The following is a 16852-nucleotide window of genomic DNA, read 5'->3' on the forward strand; positions in this document are numbered from 1 at the left end:
TTGATGGACCAGCCTGCTCATCCAACCGGCTCGTTCGTTTCGCGACCGTGTTGATGATGAAGCGTAGCGACGGAGAAATCGGATTGTAAAATCGGAAGTTAAAATGCCACGTATAAGGCCGACTAATGGAAATAGCGGCCTGCTCAATGTGGCAGCACGCCTATCTACAATTTGACCTTTACTTTGCAAGAACGACCGACGGCCGTTGCCGCAGTCGACCAAGTTAAGGAGCGCGGTGCGAACGACATTCGACTGGCCGTGCTTACGGCACGAAGTAGGTCGGCGAGCGCTGCAGCACGGGGTCAGTGAGCGGGTCCCGGCGCTTCCGGCAGGGCCTTGAGATGGCACGCCACCCATTGACCGTCTTCAGTCGACCGCAGCTCCGGCTCTTCCGTCCGGCAGCGATCGAACACGAATGGACACCTGGTGTGGAAGCGGCAACCGCTGGGCGGATTGATCGGGCTCGGCACGTCGCCTTTCAGGATGATCGGATTACGGATGGCACCGGGCTCCGGCACCGGAACGGCTGACAGCAGAGCCTTGGTGTAGGGATGCCTTGGCGCGGTGAAGATTTGCTGCCTTCCTGCCATCTCGACGATCTTGCCGAGATACATGACAGCAACGCGGTGTGTCATGTGCTCGACAACAGCCAGATCGTGGCTGATGAAGAGCAGTGCGAGACCGAACTCCCGCTGCAGATCCTGCAACAGGTTGACGATCTGCGCCTTGACGGAGACATCGAGCGCCGAAACCGCCTCGTCGCAGACGATCAGTTCGGGTTCCGCGGCGAGTGCCCGAGCGATACCGATGCGCTGGCGCTGGCCGCCCGAGAATTCGTGAGGCCGGCGGCCCAGCGCGTCGCGCGGCAGGCGCACGGTGTCCACCAGCGCCGCAACCTTCGCATCGAGTTCGGCGGCGGATTTGGCGAGCCCAAAATTGCGGATCGGCTCGGCCAGGATATCGCGGACACGCATCCGCGGATTGAGGCTGGAGAACGGATCCTGGAAAACCACCTGCACGCGGCGGCGCATGCTGCGCAAGCCCCCGGGCGAAAGATCGTCGATCCGCTGGCCATCCAGCACCACCTGGCCGGCGGTGATGTCGAACAGCCGGAGGATCGCCCGGCCGACCGTCGACTTGCCGCAGCCGGATTCGCCGACGAGAGACAGGGTCTCACCACGCTCGACCTCAAAGGACACGCCATCCACGGCGTAGACCCAGTTGGACTTGCGGCTGAACAAGCCGCCGCGGACCGGAAAATGCTTCTTGAGGTCGTTGACCTGGAGCAGTGGGGCGCTCATGCCGCTGCCGCCTCCTTGCGCGCATAGTGGCAGGCCGCGATGTGACGGGGCCCCTTCTCTTCGAGACCCGGCGCAACCTGCCGACAGAGATCGGTCGCCAGCGAACATCGCCCGGCAAAGACGCAGCCCTCGATCCGCCCCTTCAGGCTGGGTACCTGGCCGGGGATCTCGGCGAGCCGCCGCGCCGCGCCTGTCAGCGAGGAGCCGAGCTTGGGCACCGCGCCGAGCAGGCCCTGCGTATAGGGATGACGAGGCGAACGGAACAGCTCGGTCACCGGCGCCTCTTCAACCTTGCGGCCGGCATACATCACCATGACGCGCTCGGCGATTTCAGCGACCACGCCGAGATCGTGGGTGATCAGAACGATCGCCGCGCCGACACGCCGCTTGAGGCCCAGCATCAGCTGCAGGATCTGCGCCTGGATCGTGACGTCAAGCGCCGTGGTCGGCTCGTCGGCGATCAGGAGCTTTGGATTACAGGCGAGCGCCATGGCGATCATCACACGCTGCCGCATGCCGCCGGAGAGCTGATGCGGATACTCGCGCACGCGCCGCACAGGCTCGGGGATGCCGACCAATGTCAGCATCTCGATGGCGCGTGCCTCGGCGCCCTGCTTGTCCAACCCCTGATGCATCCGCAGCGTCTCGCCGATCTGACGGCCGACCGTCAGCACCGGGTTCAGGCTCGTCATCGGCTCCTGGAAAATCATCGAAATGTCGTTGCCGCGAATGGCGCGCATCTCCCGTTCGGAGAGTTGCAGCAGCTCCTTGCCCTGGAAACGGATAGAACCCGCGATCCTGCCCGGGGGTTCGGCGATGAGCCGCATCAGCGACATCGAGGTGACCGACTTGCCGCAGCCGGATTCACCGACGATCGCCAGCGTCTCGCCTTCGTCGACATGAAAGGACACGCCGTCGACAGCCCGGTTGATACCCTCAGGCGTACGGAAATGGGTCTGCAGATTATCGACTTCGAGCAACGCCATCAGATCAGAACCTCATCGGAAAACCGGTACGCATTTCTCCGGATCATGCGCTAGAGGCTTTTGGCCATTCGCGGATCTAGCGCATCACGCAGTCCGTCGCCGAGCAGGTTGACGGCGAGCACGGTGACGGACAGAAACGCGGCGGGAAAGAACACGATGTAGGGCTTGACCTGCCATAGCGCCCTGCCCTCGGCCATGATGTTGCCCCAGGACGGAATGGTGGGCGGCGTGCCGGCACCGATGAAGGAGAGGATCGACTCCACGATCATGGCGCTGGCGCAGATATAGGTTGCCTGGACCAACATCGGCGCCAGCGTATTGGGAAGGATGTGGCGCAGGATGACCATCGGCGTTCGCGTTCCGGAGGCCGTGGCGGCACCCACATAGGGCTGCTCGCGCAGCGACAACACGACACTGCGCACCAGCCGCGAGACGCGCGGGACTTCGGCTATCGTGATGGCCAGGATGACGTTGCCGACACTCGCGCGTGTCAGCGCCATCAACGCGACGGCCAGCAAAATCGGCGGGATCGACATCAGCCCGTCCATGAACCGCATCACGATGCCATCCGCCCATCGCACGAAGCCCGAGACAAGACCGATGGCCAGACCGGCGAGCGAGGCCAGCACCGCCACCGACAGACCTACGGTGAGCGAGACCCGCGCCCCGTAAAGCACGCGTGAATAGATGTCGCGGCCCAGCAGGTCGGTGCCGAACCAAAAATCCGCGGAAGGCAAGCGCGTACGCCTGCCGGGCGCGAGCGCGGTGGGATCGACGGTCCCGAGCCAGGGCGCGAAGATCCCGACCAGGACGAGGCAGAGCAGCAAGGCGCCGCCGATCGCAACGGTCGGATGATTGCGCAGAAAGCCGAACACACCGCGCCTGATCGCTACCGGCACCATCAGATCCGGCAGTTGCGGCGCAATGACGAGGCCCGGCGGCACCGGTGCCGTGCTTGATGTGGAGATGCTCAATAGCGGATCCTCGGATCGACTAGGGTGTAGGTGACGTCGACCATCAGGTTGACGAGCACGTAGAGGAAGCTGAACAGCAGCACGATGCCCTGAATGACCGGGTAATCGCGGCGCAGGATCGCGTCGATCGTCAGCCGGCCAAGGCCCGGAATGGCGAACACACTTTCGGTCACCACCGCGCCCCCGATCAAAAGAGCGATGCCGATACCGATCACCGTCACGATCGGAACGGCTGCGTTTTTCAGCGCGTGAACGAACAAAATGTTGCGCTGGCCGAGACCTTTGGCGCGGGCGGTGCGGACATAATCCTGCTGCAGCACCTCGAGCATGGAGGCGCGGGTAATGCGCGCGATCAGCGCAATGTAGACGGAGCCGAGAGCCAGGGCGGGAAGAATGAGGTTCTGCAGCCACGGCCAAATGCCTGCTGCCAACGGCGTGTAGCCCTGAACGGGAAGCCATTCGAACTGCAGCGCGAACACGTAAGCAAGGACGTATCCGACAACAAAGACCGGAAGCGAGAAGGCGAACACGGCGAACGCCATGATGGTGCGGTCCACCCAGCTTCCCGCCTTCCACGCTGCCGCCACGCCGAGCGGCACCGCGACAAGGATGGTCAGGACGAGCGTAATCGCCATCAGCGAGAACGTCGGCTCGATGCGCTGCGCGATCATCGCGGAGACCGGGAGGTTGGTGAAGATCGAGGTGCCGAGATCGCCATGCAGGATATGCCAGAGCCAAGTCCCGAACTGGACCAGAAACGGCCGGTCGAGGCCGAGGCCCTGGCGTATGCGCTCAACGTCGGCGGGGCTCGCCTGGTCGCCCGCGATCACCGCCGCCGGATCGCCCGGCGCGATGTAGAGAAGACTGAAGACGAACAGCGCGACGATCCCCATCACGGGCAAAGTCGAGAGAATGCGCCGGAGGATATACGAGACCATGTGGGTTTACTGCACCGTCATGCGGTCTTCGACACGCCCCAGAAGAAGGGCAGCGGTCCCTTGGCGATACCGGAGATGTTCTTGCGCCACGCCGTGTAGCTCAGGAAAAAGCCGGTCGGCGCATAGACAACATCCTCCATCGCTGCCTTGTTGAGGCGCTTGGCCGCAGCCTTCTCCTCATCGAGATTTTTGGCGTCGAACCATGCCGTGACTTCCTTTTCCACGACCTCGCTCGTGGGCCAGCCAAACCACGCCTTGTCGCCATTGGCGCGAATGGCGTTGTAGGCGGCGGGACTGATACAGTCCGCGCCGGCGTGCCAGGTGTGAAACATCCCCCAGCCGCCCTGGCCCGGCGGCGTTTTCTGGGCGCGGCGGGAACCGACCGTGCCCCAATCGGTCGCAACGAAGTCGACATTCATTCCGATTTGCTTCAACAGATCGGCGGTGACATCGCCCTGCGCCTTGGTGATCGGTTGATCCTGCGCCACGACGCAGGTGACCGGCTGGCCTGAATAGCCGCTCTCGGCTAGCAACTTCTTTGCCGTTGCGAGATCGCGTTTACCCTTCAGGATCTCGCCACCCTCCTCCGTGTAAAGTGGCGTGTCCGGCGTGAAGAACCCCGGCAACGGCTTCCAGAGCGCGGTATCGTCGCCGACCAGCGCGCGCATGTAGTCTTCCTGGCTCAGCGCCGCGAGCACGGCACGTCGCACCTTCACATCGTTGAAGGGCGGATGCAGATGGTTCATCCGGAATGAGCCGATGTTGCCGAGCGGATCGGCGATGTCGACGTTGATGTTGCGGTTCTTCTTGAGCGACGGCACGAGATCGGTGATGGGACTCTCCCACCAATCGACCTCGCCATTCTGCAGTGCTGCCGCCGCCGTGGCAGGATCCGGGATCACCACCCATTCGATGCGGTCAACCAGCATCTGCTTGCCGCCTGCGAGCCAGGATGCCTTTTCCTGCCGCGGCGCGTAGTCGGCAAACTTCTCGAATACCGCCTTGGCGCCGGGCACCCACTCTCCCTTTGCGAACTTCATAGGGCCCGAGCCGACATATTCGGGAATCTGCTTGAACGGGTCGGTCTGGGCGATGCGCTCCGGCATGATGAACGCGCAGGGTGTGCTGTTCTTGCCCAATGCCAGCAGCATCTTCGGATACGGCGCCTTCAGCGCCCATTTGAAGGTCCGGTCGTCGACGGCGGTCAGTTCGTTCTGGATTGCCTTGAGCATCAGGCCCATGGGATCGCGCGCCGACCAGCGCGCGAGACTCGCTATCACATCCTTGCTGCGCACGGGCTCGCCGTCGTGAAACTTAAGCCCCGGCCGAAGTCGAAAGGTCCAGACCAGACCGTCGTCGGACACCTCCTCGGACTCGACCATTTGGCGCTGCGGCTGCAGCGTGGCGTCGAGACCATAGAGGGTGTCCCACACCAGCGCAGCGGCGTTGCGCACGACATACTGGGTCCCCCAGATCGGATCGAAATTCGCGAGGTTGGCCTGCGGCACAAACCGCAGGGTGCGCGCGGCGGCACCTTGGGAAAGCGCCGGCATCGAAAGGCCGCCCGTCGCCGCCAGGCTGCCTACCCCGGCCAATCCCTTCAACACAGTCCTGCGATCCATGGAGTTCTCCCAGTCTCGGGTTGTCATGGCAGTGCCGGCCAATTCATGGCCGATGGTTCGATGCCGCGTGAGGTGAAACGGGCCAGTCAAACCGATGCCAATCGGTCTCCTTTTTCTTGCAAGCCGTATGCCAGTACGGCCCACTCGCGCGGCTGCCGATTTCCGGCTGCCCATACGGGAAGCACTTTCGAGCGATCACATTTTCGCGCGGTCACATTCATTTGCGGTTCTGCCTAGCCTGCAAGCTGTTTGAACTTCGGCGATTGCTTCGGGTGCCACCAACGGCCGGCAATCACGACGCCTTCAGACACGATCTTGCGGTCGCCGATCATCTGCTCGCCGACGGCGTCGACATAATCGAACTGGCCTTGCTGAACCGAGATGAGCGTGGCGTCTCCCGCGCTTCCCGGCTTGAGGCTGCCGAGTTCGGGACGCCGCAGCGCCATCGCCGCATTCACCGTCGAAGCCGCGACCACATCGGAGAGCGGCATGCCCATGCACAGAAACTTGGACATGGTCGTCGCCTGATCAAAGGCCGGCCCGTCGATGCACAGGGTGTGGACATCAGAAGAAATGGTGTCGGGATAGAAGCCGTTGGCAAGCATCGCGCGGGCGGTCTTGAAGGCGAATGAGCCTTTACCGTGGCCGATGTCGAACAGCACGCCGCGTTCGCGCGCCTCCAGCACCACCCGCTTCACCGTGCCCTGTGCGGTGGTGGGCGTATTGGGAAACGGCCGGAACGCGTGCGTGAGAACGTCGCCCGGACGCAGGCGGGCAAGCACCTCCTCGTAGCTCGGGGGCGGATGGTCGATATGCGCCATCAGCGGCATACCGACCTCTTCGGCGACCTCGAGCGCAATGTCGAGCGGCACGATCCCCGAGGTGCCCGAGGCGTGGAGCCCTACCCGCACCTTGATGCCGACGATGAGGTCGCGGTTGGCCTCCGCCACCTTGACGGCGTCGATCGGGTTCATCAGCCGCATCTCCTCGCTCTCGCCGACCATGACCCGGTGCGAGAAGCCGTAGATGCCGGCGTGGGAGACGTGCAGGTAGGCCATAATGCGGACTTGACTCGGCTCGATCACATGCTTTCGGAAGCCCGCGAAATTACCCGGCCCGGCGCTGCCGGTGTCGACCGCCGTGGTGACGCCGGAGGTGCGGCAGAACTCCTCGGCGTCGATACCGAGCGAGGTGCCGCCCCAATAGACGTGAGTGTGCAGATCGATCAGGCCGGGGGTGACGATGTAGTCAGACACATCGCGCACATCGGTTCCGGGATCGGCCTTGAGTTCGTTTCCAATCATGGCCACCTTGCCGCCCGCGAAGGCAACGTCCGTCCTGGCGTCGAGCTTCTGGGAGGGGTCGATCAACCGGCCGCCGCGCAGGATCAGATCGAAAGGCATTGCAATCTCCTGATATGAAGGAAGCGGCGCGAGCGTGTCTCGTCTTTCCATGACAGTGCGCGTGCCGACGAGCCGTCAGCCATTGAAGGCCGCCTGGGCTTCCGGCAAATCCCAGATCTTGCCGATCGCCGCGGACGCAGCCGACACCATCGCGGTCTCGTCGCCATGAATGTATCGGCCTGCGTCGATCAGCACCCGCCCGTCAACGATGACCTGATCGATGTTGGCGCGGTTGCCGAGCGTGACCAGCCCGCGCCGCGGATCGAACAGCGGCTGTAAATGGGGATGGGTCAGGTCGACGACGGTGAGGTCGGCCGTTGCGCCCGGCGCGATCGTCCCGAGGTCCGGCCGCTTGATGACCGCTGCCGCAGTTGCGGTGACTGACTCGATCAGGTCAGGTGCGTTGGCTACATCAGCGCGAGCGGACGCAATCTTCGAAATCATCGACGCGGCGTTGAGTTCGCCGAGCAGGTCCATGTTGTAGCCGTCGGTTCCGACCACCGTCCGGACGCCGTGCTCTGCGAACCGGCTGAACGCCGCGGTAACGCCTGAGCGCGCAAACACGCGCGGGCAGTTCAGCACCGTGGCGCCCCTCGCCGCCATCAACTTCAAATCGCCATCGGTGCTGGCGATGCAGTGCACAGCCATGAGATCAGGCGCAAGAAGGCCAAGCCAGTCGAGATATTCGGCCGGCGTGCGACCGCCGTGACGGCTCCCGATGGTTGCAACTTCAGCCTGGCTTTGTGCGAGATGGGTGGTGATGGGAATGTCGAGTTCGCGCGCACGCGCGGCACACGCCCGCAGCAAATCCGGCCCACAGGTGTCGGTCGCATGCGGGCTCATCGCAAGGCCAATCCGGCCGTCGCCACGCCTGTTCCAGCGCTGATAGAGCGCGTTCCAGGTGTCCATATCGGCCTGGCCGTCATCGCCCGCGTAATGCACCACGCCGTCCGGCCCCGCCTTGGCGTCCGAGGTCGAAAACAAATACGGCGCGCCAAAGAAGCGGATGCCCATTTCTTCGGCTGCGTCGAACATCTCAGGGATGGTGTTGCGGAACGGTTCCATCACCGTGGTAGCGCCGCCCTTCAGCAATTGCAGAATGCCGAGCCGCGCGATCGCGAGCCGTTCTTGCGGTGACAGCAGGTCGGCGCCGCGCTTGGTCAGCGGCAGCAATACCGTATAGACGATGCTCTGATTGTTCCTCCGACCATTGCCGTCCTCGGTGTGTGTCCGGGCGACAGCTTCGCTGAAGCAGTGATTATGCAAGTTCATGAGGCCGGGCAGCACGAAGCGGCCCGGTCTGTCGAAGACCTCGGTGGCGGACGGCCGGTCGCGCGTGACGGCGGCGATCCGCCTGCCCTCCAGCAGCACCCAATGATCGCGCAGCACCTCCTGCGCGCCATCCCTGCGCGACAACACATAGTTGCCAAAGATCGCAATGGTGCTCATGCTGGCTTCACATTCCAGAACACGGCCGTACCGTCGAGGATGCCGGTGATGTTCGAGCGGTACGCGGTCGGTTGTTTGTATTGACCGATCGGGAAGTAGGGAATTTCCTCGAACGATAACGCCTGGATATCGCGGCAGATGCGCTGCTGCTCGGCAAGGTTGGCGGCAGCGAGCCACTGGCTTCGTAGCACCCCCATCTTCTCGCTCTTGTACCAGCCGGCGGTCTTGCTGTCGCCGCGCAGGTTCGAATTGCCGGCCGGGGTCAGCCAATCGATGCCTTGCCAGTTGCCAACGCCGGCGCTCCAGCCGCCCTGGGCGATGGGATCCTTTTTCAACTGCCGCTGCAACACCACGCCGAAATCCATTCCGGCATACTCGACGTTCATGCCGGCCTGCTGCAGCATGTCGGCTGCGATATCGCCGAGCGGCTTTTGTGCAACCGAGTTGGTGGGAACGAGCAGTACCACCTTCTCGCCGCTGTATCCGGCGGCTTTCAGATCCGCTTTGACCTTCGCCATGTCGCGCGGCCCGCGGAACACATCGAGGCCGACGTCGCTCGCCATCGGTGTGCCCGGCGCAAAGAAGCCGATCGGCGAGGATTGATAAGCGGGATCATCGCCCGCAACTGCCGTCATGAACGCGGACTGGTCGATCGCTCCCAATAGCGCCCGGCGGATGGCGGGATTATCGAACGGCGGCAGCAGATGGTTCACGCGCAGCATGCAGGTGTAACCCCGTGGATCGAGAATCCGCGTGGTGATGCCGCCGGTACGCTTCAGCACCGGCAGCAGGTCGTGCGGCGTTGTCTCCTGCCAATCCTGCTCGCGCGTTTGCAGCGCAGCCACTCCGGTCGCCGCATCCGGCATCGTCGTCCAGACCACGCGGTCGTAATGGACGATCTTGGGACCGGCGGTCCAATCGGGCTTGCCGTCCTGTCGGGGCTGATAGCGATCGAAGCGGGCGTACACGTTGCGCGCGCCCTGCACGCGTTCATCCGCCACAAAACGGAACGGACCGCTGCCCACGACTTCGGCCAGCGGCTTGAACGGATCCTGGCTCGCCAGCCGCTGCGGCATCATGAACGGTGCCTGGATCGCGGCCTTGCCGAGCGCTGCAGGCAGCAGAGGGAAAGGCCTGCTCAGCCGAAAGCGGATGGTGCGGTCATCAGGCGCCGACAGTTCGTCCGTTGCGGCCATCAACTCGGCGCCAAAGCCGTCGCGGGCCGCCCAGCGGCGAATGCTCGCGACGCAATCGCGCGCCAGCACCCGCTCGCTGTCATGCCATAGCAGACCGTCGCGCAGCGTAAGGTCCCACTGCCGCTCATCGTTGGACACGACATGACCGGACACCATCTGAGGTGAGACCTCGATTGCCGAATTCATGCCATAGAGCGTGTCGTAGACCATGAACCCGTGGTTCCGGGAAACCTGCGCCGTTGAGTAGATCGGGTCGACAAAGGTCAGATCAATCACTGGAATAAAGCGCAGCGTGGTCTGCGACTGCGCCCGCAGGATTCCCGGCAGCGACAACGCCGGCGCTGCGGCGGCGGCCTTCAACAGTGAACGACGGGAAACGAGCATCGATGACTCCTGGGACATTTGATCGGCGCGGTTCTCAGAGGGCGGCAGCTTCGTGACTGCTGAAATTCGCCGCGATCGCCTCTCCGGTTGTGATCCACAGATCGGGGCAGGATTTGGCATAGGTGAGAAATTCCCGCAGCAGCCGAAGCCGCATCGGACGGCCGCTGCATTGCGGGTGCAGCACGGTCGTGACCATCGCGCCCCAATCCCTGACCTCATCGAGCTCATCCTTCCAGATCGAGAGCACATGCTCCTTCGGAAAGATCGGCCGCGGACTGAATCGGGCGGACAGTCCATGCATCCAGTCGTCGTAGCTCGCGGTCACTGGAAGTTCGATCGTGCCCGGCCCGCCATCTGCGAGGCGATGGCGGTAAGGCCGCACGTCGTCGCGAAATGACGAGGTGTAGACGATACCGTGGCGCACCAGCGCCACCCGCAACTCTTCGGTGAATTCGCCGTAAGGTGCCCGATAGCCGGTCGGCCTGACGCCAAGCCTCCGCTTCAGCGCCTCAAAGCCCCGCTCCAGTTCTTCCTCGATCCAGGGGTCGCCCGGATCCGGCAGCAGATGGTGATACCCGTGGTGACCGATCTCGTGGCCCGCCTTGAGAATGGCCTCCGCCATCGCGGGATGCGCATCCACCGACCAGCCGGTGACGAAGAACGTTGCCTTCAGATCAAGCGCATCGAGCAACTCAAGGAGTTTCGGCGTGCCGACGCGCGCCTCGTAGCCGCCATAGCTCATCGTGATGAGACGCTGGGCGTGAGCTGCATCCTTGCTGGTCCAGGCGCTCTCCGCGTCCACGTCGAAGGAGAGGAACATCGCTGATGTATAGGGCTTGGGCCACGGATAGTCCGGGGCCGGCGGCGCAGTGTTCGCGGGAATGAGCGGAATGCTCGCGAGCGCTTTACTGTCCAGCATTGATGGTCGCCTTCTCTACGCCGTAATCGGTCAATTTCCACTTCGCCAGCAAAGCACGGTAGGTGCCGTCCGCGATCAATGAGTCCAGCGCCTCTACGACCGCTTGCTGCAGCACCTTCTCCTTCACGCCCAACGCAAGCCCGGTGAACTGGGTGGCGAAGACGTCGCCGACCGGGAGATAGACGCCCGGTTCGAGGTCCATCAGGTAGGGAAGCGTCTCGCCACCCTGGACGGCCGCGTCGATCCGTCCCTGCCTTAGCTGGGTCCGGGCATCGGCCGATCCTTCAGTCCCGACGAATTGAATAGGATTACCGCCGCAATGGACATCGCTCCAGGCAGCGATCAGCTTCGGAAAGGACGTGCGCCGACTGGCGCCGACTTTTTTCCCGCAGAATGCCGTCGTATCCTTGAACTCGGCGGCGCGCGATTGCTGCACGAAGAACCGAGGCCCATTGCGGAGGTAGTCGACAAAGGTTGCCGTGTCCTGCCGGCTCGCCATATCCGTCATGCCGGACAGGATCGCATCCACCCTCCCCGTCGAAATCGCAGGCATCATCTGATCGAAACTGGTTTGCTGCCAGTCGATCTTGACACCGAGCTTCTTGCCGAGCGCCTCGCCAAGCTCGACGTCGAAGCCGGTCAGCGTGTTGGTCGCGGGATCGCGGAATTCCAGCGGCGGATAATTCGGCACGATGGCGACCTTAATACTGCCCTGCTTGGCGATTTCCGGAGGCAGTTCGATCGCCATGGCCGAAGTGAAAGTGGCGCAAGTGAGCGCAGCAGCGAGAAACAGTTTCATCATTTAAAATCACCCTCATCAGATCACCGCGGAAAGAAAGGATTGAGTGCGCACTTCACGGGGCCTGCCCAGAACCTCCGCCGCCGGTCCGGACTCCACGATTGCGCCGTGGTCCATATAGACGACCGTATCTGCTACTTCGCGCGCGAAGCCGAGTTCGTGCGTCACTACCATCATCGTCATGCCGCTGCGGGCAAGCTCCTTCATGACGGTGAGCACCTCGCCGACCAGTTCGGGATCGAGGGCACTCGTCGGTTCGTCGAACAGCATCAGCATCGGCTTCATGGCGAGCGCGCGGGCAATCGCCACCCGCTGCTGCTGCCCGCCGGAAAGCTGTGAGGGATAGGCATTTGCTTTCGCCGCCAGCCCGACGCGTGCGAGAAGCTCCATCGCCTCTGCCCTCGCCTCCTCCGGTTTGCGGCCCTGCACCTGCACCGGACCTTCGGTGATATTTTCAAGCGCGGTCTTGTGCGGGAACAAATTGAAGCGCTGAAACACCATGCCGGTCTTCAGGCGCTGGCGCGCGATCTGCCGCTCGGTGAGACGATGCAATTGCCCACCCTCCTCCCGCACGCCCAGCAACTCGCCATCCAGCCAGATGCCGCCGCTGTCGACCGGCGTAAGCTGATTGATGCAACGCAGCAGCGTCGTCTTGCCCGATCCCGACGCCCCGATCAGGCACAGCACCTCGCCTGTCCAGACGTCGAGCGAGACCCGATCGAGGGCTTGAAACTCCCCAAAGTTCTTGCTGACCGAACGGATGGCGACAAGGGGCTGGGTCATCGGGTGATCTGCAATGCTCCACGCGCGAAGCGTCGTTCGAGAAGCATCTGCAAAGGGGTCAGGATCGACACGACGAGCAGATACCAGGAGCCGGCGACGATCAGGAGTTCGATCACGCGTGAATTCGCGTAGTAGATATTCTCGGCGTTGTGCAGCAGCTCCGGATACTGAATGACGCTGGCCAGCGACGTGGCCTTCACCATGCCGATAAATTCGTTGCCGAGCGGAGGGATTACCACCCGCATCGCCTGCGGCAGGATGATCCGGCGCAGCGCGCGCAGCCGTCCCATGCCGATCGCCTGCGCTGCCTCATATTGTCCGACGTCGACCGACAGCATACCGGCCCGCATCACCTCGGACGTGTAGGCACCCTGATTGATGCCGAGGCCGAGCAGTGCGGACAGAAACGGTGTCATGACATCGACAGCCCGGACCGACCACAGGCCCGGAATGCCGATCGTTGGAAACACCAGCGCGAGGTTGAACCACAGCAGCAGTTGCAGGATCAGCGGCGTGCCGCGGAATAACCAAGTATAGCCGGCTGCGACGGACGTCAGAACCGGATTGGACGAGAGTCTCATGATTGCGACAACGACGCCCAAGACGATGCCGAGCGCCATCGCGAGTACCGCCATCACCATGGTGTTGGTGATGCCCTCGAGGATCACCTTCGCGGTGAGGAAGCGGCTGACATAAGTCCATTCGATCTGGCCGTTGACGAAGGCGCGACCGATCGCAGCCAGTACGACGAGAATCGCTGCCGCGGCGAGCCATCGTTGCCAATGAACCTGACGCGCGACCGTCATCTCCGAAATGTCGGGGAAGCCTCCCGCAAGTGTGGGCACCGCTCTCATTGCGTGGACGCATTCATCATCGGCTGCGCCACCGCGTTCGCGCCCAATCCGTATTTGTCGAGAATGGCCTTGTAGGAGCCGTCGGCGATCATGGCGGCGAGGTGTTGCGTCACCACCTCGCGGAGCGCCACGTCGTCTTTCCGGAACATGATGCCCTGATAGCCGGTGGCGAACGGCTCTCCGACGACACGGTATTTCCCCGCCTCCTGCTGCTGGGCGTAGGGCAGCGTCTCGGTGCCCTGCACCGCAGCGTCGATGCGACCCTGCTTGAGCTGGTTACGGACGTCGATGCTGTTCTCGCCCGGAACATATTGCACGGCAGGCTTACCGTTCGCCTCGCAATTCTGCTTGCTCCATTTCTCGATCTCGACCGGAAAGCTGGTGCTGCGCGTCGTCCCGATCCTCTTGCCGCAGAGATCGGTGGGAGACTTCGCCGCATTTTCCGTCAGAACGAAGAACTGCGGACCCGTCGCCAGATAGTCGATGAAGTCGGCGGCCTCGCGCCGCGAGCTGCGATCCGAAATGCCGCTGATGATGAAATCCGCGCGCTTGGTCTGCAATGAGGGGATCAGCTCAGCGAACGGTGTTTCGCTCCAGATGATCTTCACGCCCAGCCGCTTCGCGAGTTCGTTGGCGAGATCGATATCGAGCCCGACGAGCTGGTTTGTGGTGGGATCGCGATATTCCATGGGGGCGTAGGTCGAGTTAACCGTCAGCCGCAAGGTGCCCGCCTGCTTGATTGATTCCGGAAGTTCCGCGGCTTGTGCAGTTGTGACGGCGAAGAGCGCGGCGAATCGAAGGGAGAACGAGAGACGTGTCATATCAGCTCCTTTGGCCCGCACCGCGACTGGCCGCTCGATGTTTAACTGCATCGAGCGCGGCGGGCTCAATAACACCGGCACGCTCGGTGATCGCCGCGTATTGCTGCGGCCGCCGGTGCGCGGCGAAATTGAACATCTTGTCCTTGCCCTGGCGACAGAGGTCGAGGTCGAGGTCGGCGACGACAATTTCGTCCGCGAGCGTTTGCGCTTCGGCGACGATCCGGCCGTTGGGATCCACGATGCAGGAGCCACCGATCAATCCGGAACCATCCTCGGTGCCCGCCTTGGCGACCGCGATCGCCCAGGTGGCGTTCATGTAGGCGTTGGCCTGGGTCACGAGCTTGGAATGGAAGGTGCGCAGCGCCGCGTCTTCGGAGACGCCGCCGTTTGGATCGTAAGCCGCGGAATTGTAGCCGACGCAAACCAGTTCGACGCCCTGCAGGCCCAGCACACGCCAGGCTTCCGGCCAGCGGCGATCATTGCAGATCATCATGCCTATGATCGCGTGGCGCCAGTCCGGTCCCGCCCGAAAGGCAGGAAATCCCAAATCGCCATATTCGAAATAGCGCTTTTCGAGCTGCTGGTAGGCTGCCCCGGCACGCGGCTCGAAGGAGCCCGGCAAATGCACCTTGCGATAGCGCCCGAGAATTTCGCCGTCGCGATCGACCAGGATCGAACAATTGAAGCGCCGACCGTCCGACGTCAGCTCCGCGTAGCCGACGTAGAAGCCGACGCCGAGCGCCCGGGCACGATCGAACAAGGACTGCACGGCCGGATTTGGCATGCCACGCTCGAAGTAATGATCGAGCGCTTCGCCCTCGATCAGCCATCGCGGGAAGAAGGTCGTGAATGCCAGTTCGGGAAAGACAACCAGTGTTGCGCCGCATGCAGCCGCCTCCTCTAGCAGCACCAACATCCGGCCAAGCGTATGCTCTCGCGTATCCACTTTTTGCGTCGGCCCCATCTGAGCGGCGGCGGCGCGGAGAACCCGAACCAACATTGCCTCCAATCTGAGCGGATTGCTTACTCAAGAGGCGGATGAGCCCGCTCCGATAGCGCTCCGATGCAGGGGTGATTACGCGGAAGCGCAGCACTAAACGCAATCACTCGTGCTATGATATTTTCGGTGAGACAATAACCGGTAGTTATATGAACCTGCGCCAGTTGGAGATCCTCCGTGCGGTCATCCGTCATCGGACCACGGTAGCGGCGGCCGACGAACTGGCACTGTCGCAACCGGCGATCAGCAACGCGCTGAAGGCGATGGAGGCGCAGGCGGGCTTCGCCTTGTTCGAGCGTGTCAACAACCGGCTGTTCCCGACATCGGAGGCGATGGCGCTCTACAAGGAAAGTGAAGCGATCTTTGCGCTCCACGCCAAACTCGAAAATCGCGTGCGTGACTTGAGGGAGTGCCGCTCGGGGCTGCTATCGATCGTGGCGACGCCGCCGCTCGCCTACAGCATCATTCCGCGTGCTCTATCGGACTTCCTGCGCCGCCGTCAACAGACGCGTGTCTTCTTCGATGTAAGGCGCTACGAAGGAATCATCGACGGCGTATCGAGCAGGGTTGCAGAGCTCGGTTTCGCGCTCGGGCTGTCGCATCATCCCGGCATTGCGCATGAGGTCGTTCATACCGGCGAAATGGTCTGCGTCCTGCCGCCAAACCATCCGCTGGCCGAACGATCGGTCATTTCCGCTTCCGACCTTGTCGGCTTGCCCTTCATCGGGCTGGAGCGCGGCACGCGATTGGGCGAAGCCGTGCGCGAGAGCTTTGCGCAGGCCGGCGCGCCGTTCCAGCCAACTGTCGAGGTGCGATACTGCAATACGGCCTGCGTGCTCGCGGCCGCCGGCGTGGGCGCAGCGGTGGTCGATCCGTTCTCACCGCGCCAGAGCGGCGGCCAAGACCTCATCGTTCGGCCTTTCACGCCCAAGACCGTGGCGGTGGCCTATATGCTGTGGTCTGAGGCTGAGCCGCTATCGCGCCTGGCCAAGGCGTTCCTGAATGAAGTCCGGCAGGCGAGCCGCTCGCTGCACCACGATGCCTCTTGAGCGTTGAAACGCGTGCAAAAGGGCGCGCTTGGCTTGAGGCTGCTCACGTTGAGCGTTTTGCGATTTTCTTTGATCTCTCGGTGCACACATCGTGCGCACGCCACTGCCTGAGACCGCTGCAGTGCTTATGAATAAAGGATACGCCGGTCCGTCAATTTTGTGGCCAGCGTCCGCTTTGGGTCTTGGCCGTGTAAAAACGCTCGGAGGCGAGAAGCTGGACGTGCGGGCCCTTGGTCCACATCGGTCAGCCGGCTGTAGCCAGCCGCATCGCTGGATTACGTGAATCGTAAACAACCAAAGCGCGGCTTGGCGAGCGCCAGCCTCAAATCCGGTTCAATGGCCGCTTCTGGCCCCAAGCCGCCGATCTGCAAAAC

General features: G+C 62.9%; 15 protein-coding genes. 1 reads left to right on the forward strand and 14 read right to left on the reverse strand.

Translation table 11 applies throughout. The annotated features are described in order from the left end of the window. Nucleotides 1-302: 302 nt before the first annotated feature. The 14 genes from CP49_RS11625 to CP49_RS11690 form a co-directional block, all read right to left on the reverse strand. Complete coding sequence (locus CP49_RS11625) at nucleotides 303-1301, reverse strand: ABC transporter ATP-binding protein (RefSeq protein ID WP_057850382.1); 999 nt, start codon at nucleotides 1299-1301, stop codon at nucleotides 303-305. Beyond that, entirely contained in the window at nucleotides 1298-2287 is a 990-nt protein-coding gene (locus CP49_RS11630) for an ABC transporter ATP-binding protein (protein ID WP_057850383.1), read from the reverse strand. Before CP49_RS11630 ends, CP49_RS11625 begins: the two co-directional genes overlap by 4 nt. A gap of 50 nt (nucleotides 2288-2337) precedes the next feature. Then, nucleotides 2338-3189, reverse strand: a complete 852-nt coding sequence (locus CP49_RS11635; protein WP_197423084.1) for an ABC transporter permease — start codon at nucleotides 3187-3189, stop codon at nucleotides 2338-2340. Nucleotides 3190-3257: 68 nt separating this feature from the next. Then, nucleotides 3258-4199, reverse strand: coding sequence for an ABC transporter permease (locus tag CP49_RS11640; RefSeq protein WP_057850385.1), 942 nt, complete (start codon nucleotides 4197-4199; stop codon nucleotides 3258-3260). Between the two features lie 17 nt (nucleotides 4200-4216). After that, on the reverse strand, nucleotides 4217-5821 hold the full coding sequence (locus CP49_RS11645) for an ABC transporter substrate-binding protein (RefSeq protein ID WP_057850386.1): 1605 nt from the start codon (nucleotides 5819-5821) through the stop codon (nucleotides 4217-4219). 233 nt (nucleotides 5822-6054) lie between these two features. Continuing rightward, nucleotides 6055-7224, reverse strand: a complete 1170-nt coding sequence (locus tag CP49_RS11650; RefSeq protein ID WP_057850412.1) for an amidohydrolase/deacetylase family metallohydrolase — start codon at nucleotides 7222-7224, stop codon at nucleotides 6055-6057. Between the two features lie 75 nt (nucleotides 7225-7299). Further along, nucleotides 7300-8673, reverse strand: a complete 1374-nt coding sequence (locus tag CP49_RS11655; RefSeq protein WP_057850387.1) for an amidohydrolase family protein — start codon at nucleotides 8671-8673, stop codon at nucleotides 7300-7302. Then, a complete protein-coding gene (locus CP49_RS11660) occupies nucleotides 8670-10253 on the reverse strand; it encodes an ABC transporter substrate-binding protein (protein ID WP_057850388.1) in 1584 nt (527 codons plus the stop codon). Before CP49_RS11660 ends, CP49_RS11655 begins: the two co-directional genes overlap by 4 nt. 34 nt (nucleotides 10254-10287) lie before the next feature. Continuing rightward, nucleotides 10288-11172: a polysaccharide deacetylase family protein gene (locus CP49_RS11665; protein WP_057850389.1), complete on the reverse strand. Its 885-nt coding sequence runs from the start codon at nucleotides 11170-11172 to the stop codon at nucleotides 10288-10290. After that, a complete protein-coding gene (locus CP49_RS11670) occupies nucleotides 11159-11971 on the reverse strand; it encodes an ABC transporter substrate-binding protein (RefSeq protein WP_156438313.1) in 813 nt (270 codons plus the stop codon). The genes CP49_RS11665 and CP49_RS11670 overlap by 14 nt, the downstream gene beginning before the upstream one ends. 18 nt (nucleotides 11972-11989) lie before the next feature. Continuing rightward, entirely contained in the window at nucleotides 11990-12754 is a 765-nt protein-coding gene (locus CP49_RS11675; RefSeq protein WP_057850391.1) for an amino acid ABC transporter ATP-binding protein, read from the reverse strand. Further along, on the reverse strand, nucleotides 12751-13608 hold the full coding sequence (locus tag CP49_RS11680; protein ID WP_057850392.1) for an amino acid ABC transporter permease: 858 nt from the start codon (nucleotides 13606-13608) through the stop codon (nucleotides 12751-12753). The genes CP49_RS11675 and CP49_RS11680 overlap by 4 nt, the downstream gene beginning before the upstream one ends. Continuing rightward, a complete protein-coding gene (locus CP49_RS11685; protein WP_057850393.1) occupies nucleotides 13605-14429 on the reverse strand; it encodes an ABC transporter substrate-binding protein in 825 nt (274 codons plus the stop codon). The genes CP49_RS11680 and CP49_RS11685 overlap by 4 nt, the downstream gene beginning before the upstream one ends. A gap of 1 nt (nucleotide 14430) precedes the next feature. Next, nucleotides 14431-15429, reverse strand: a complete 999-nt coding sequence (locus CP49_RS11690) for an N-carbamoyl-D-amino-acid hydrolase (protein WP_082645971.1) — start codon at nucleotides 15427-15429, stop codon at nucleotides 14431-14433. Nucleotides 15430-15578: 149 nt separating this feature from the next. Between CP49_RS11690 and CP49_RS11695 the strand changes: the two genes are divergently transcribed. Then, complete coding sequence (locus tag CP49_RS11695; RefSeq protein ID WP_057850394.1) at nucleotides 15579-16478, forward strand: LysR family transcriptional regulator; 900 nt, start codon at nucleotides 15579-15581, stop codon at nucleotides 16476-16478. Nucleotides 16479-16852 lie beyond the last annotated feature (374 nt).

Source organism: Bradyrhizobium valentinum (genome assembly GCF_001440405.1).
GTDB classification, from domain to species: domain Bacteria; phylum Pseudomonadota; class Alphaproteobacteria; order Rhizobiales; family Xanthobacteraceae; genus Bradyrhizobium; species Bradyrhizobium valentinum.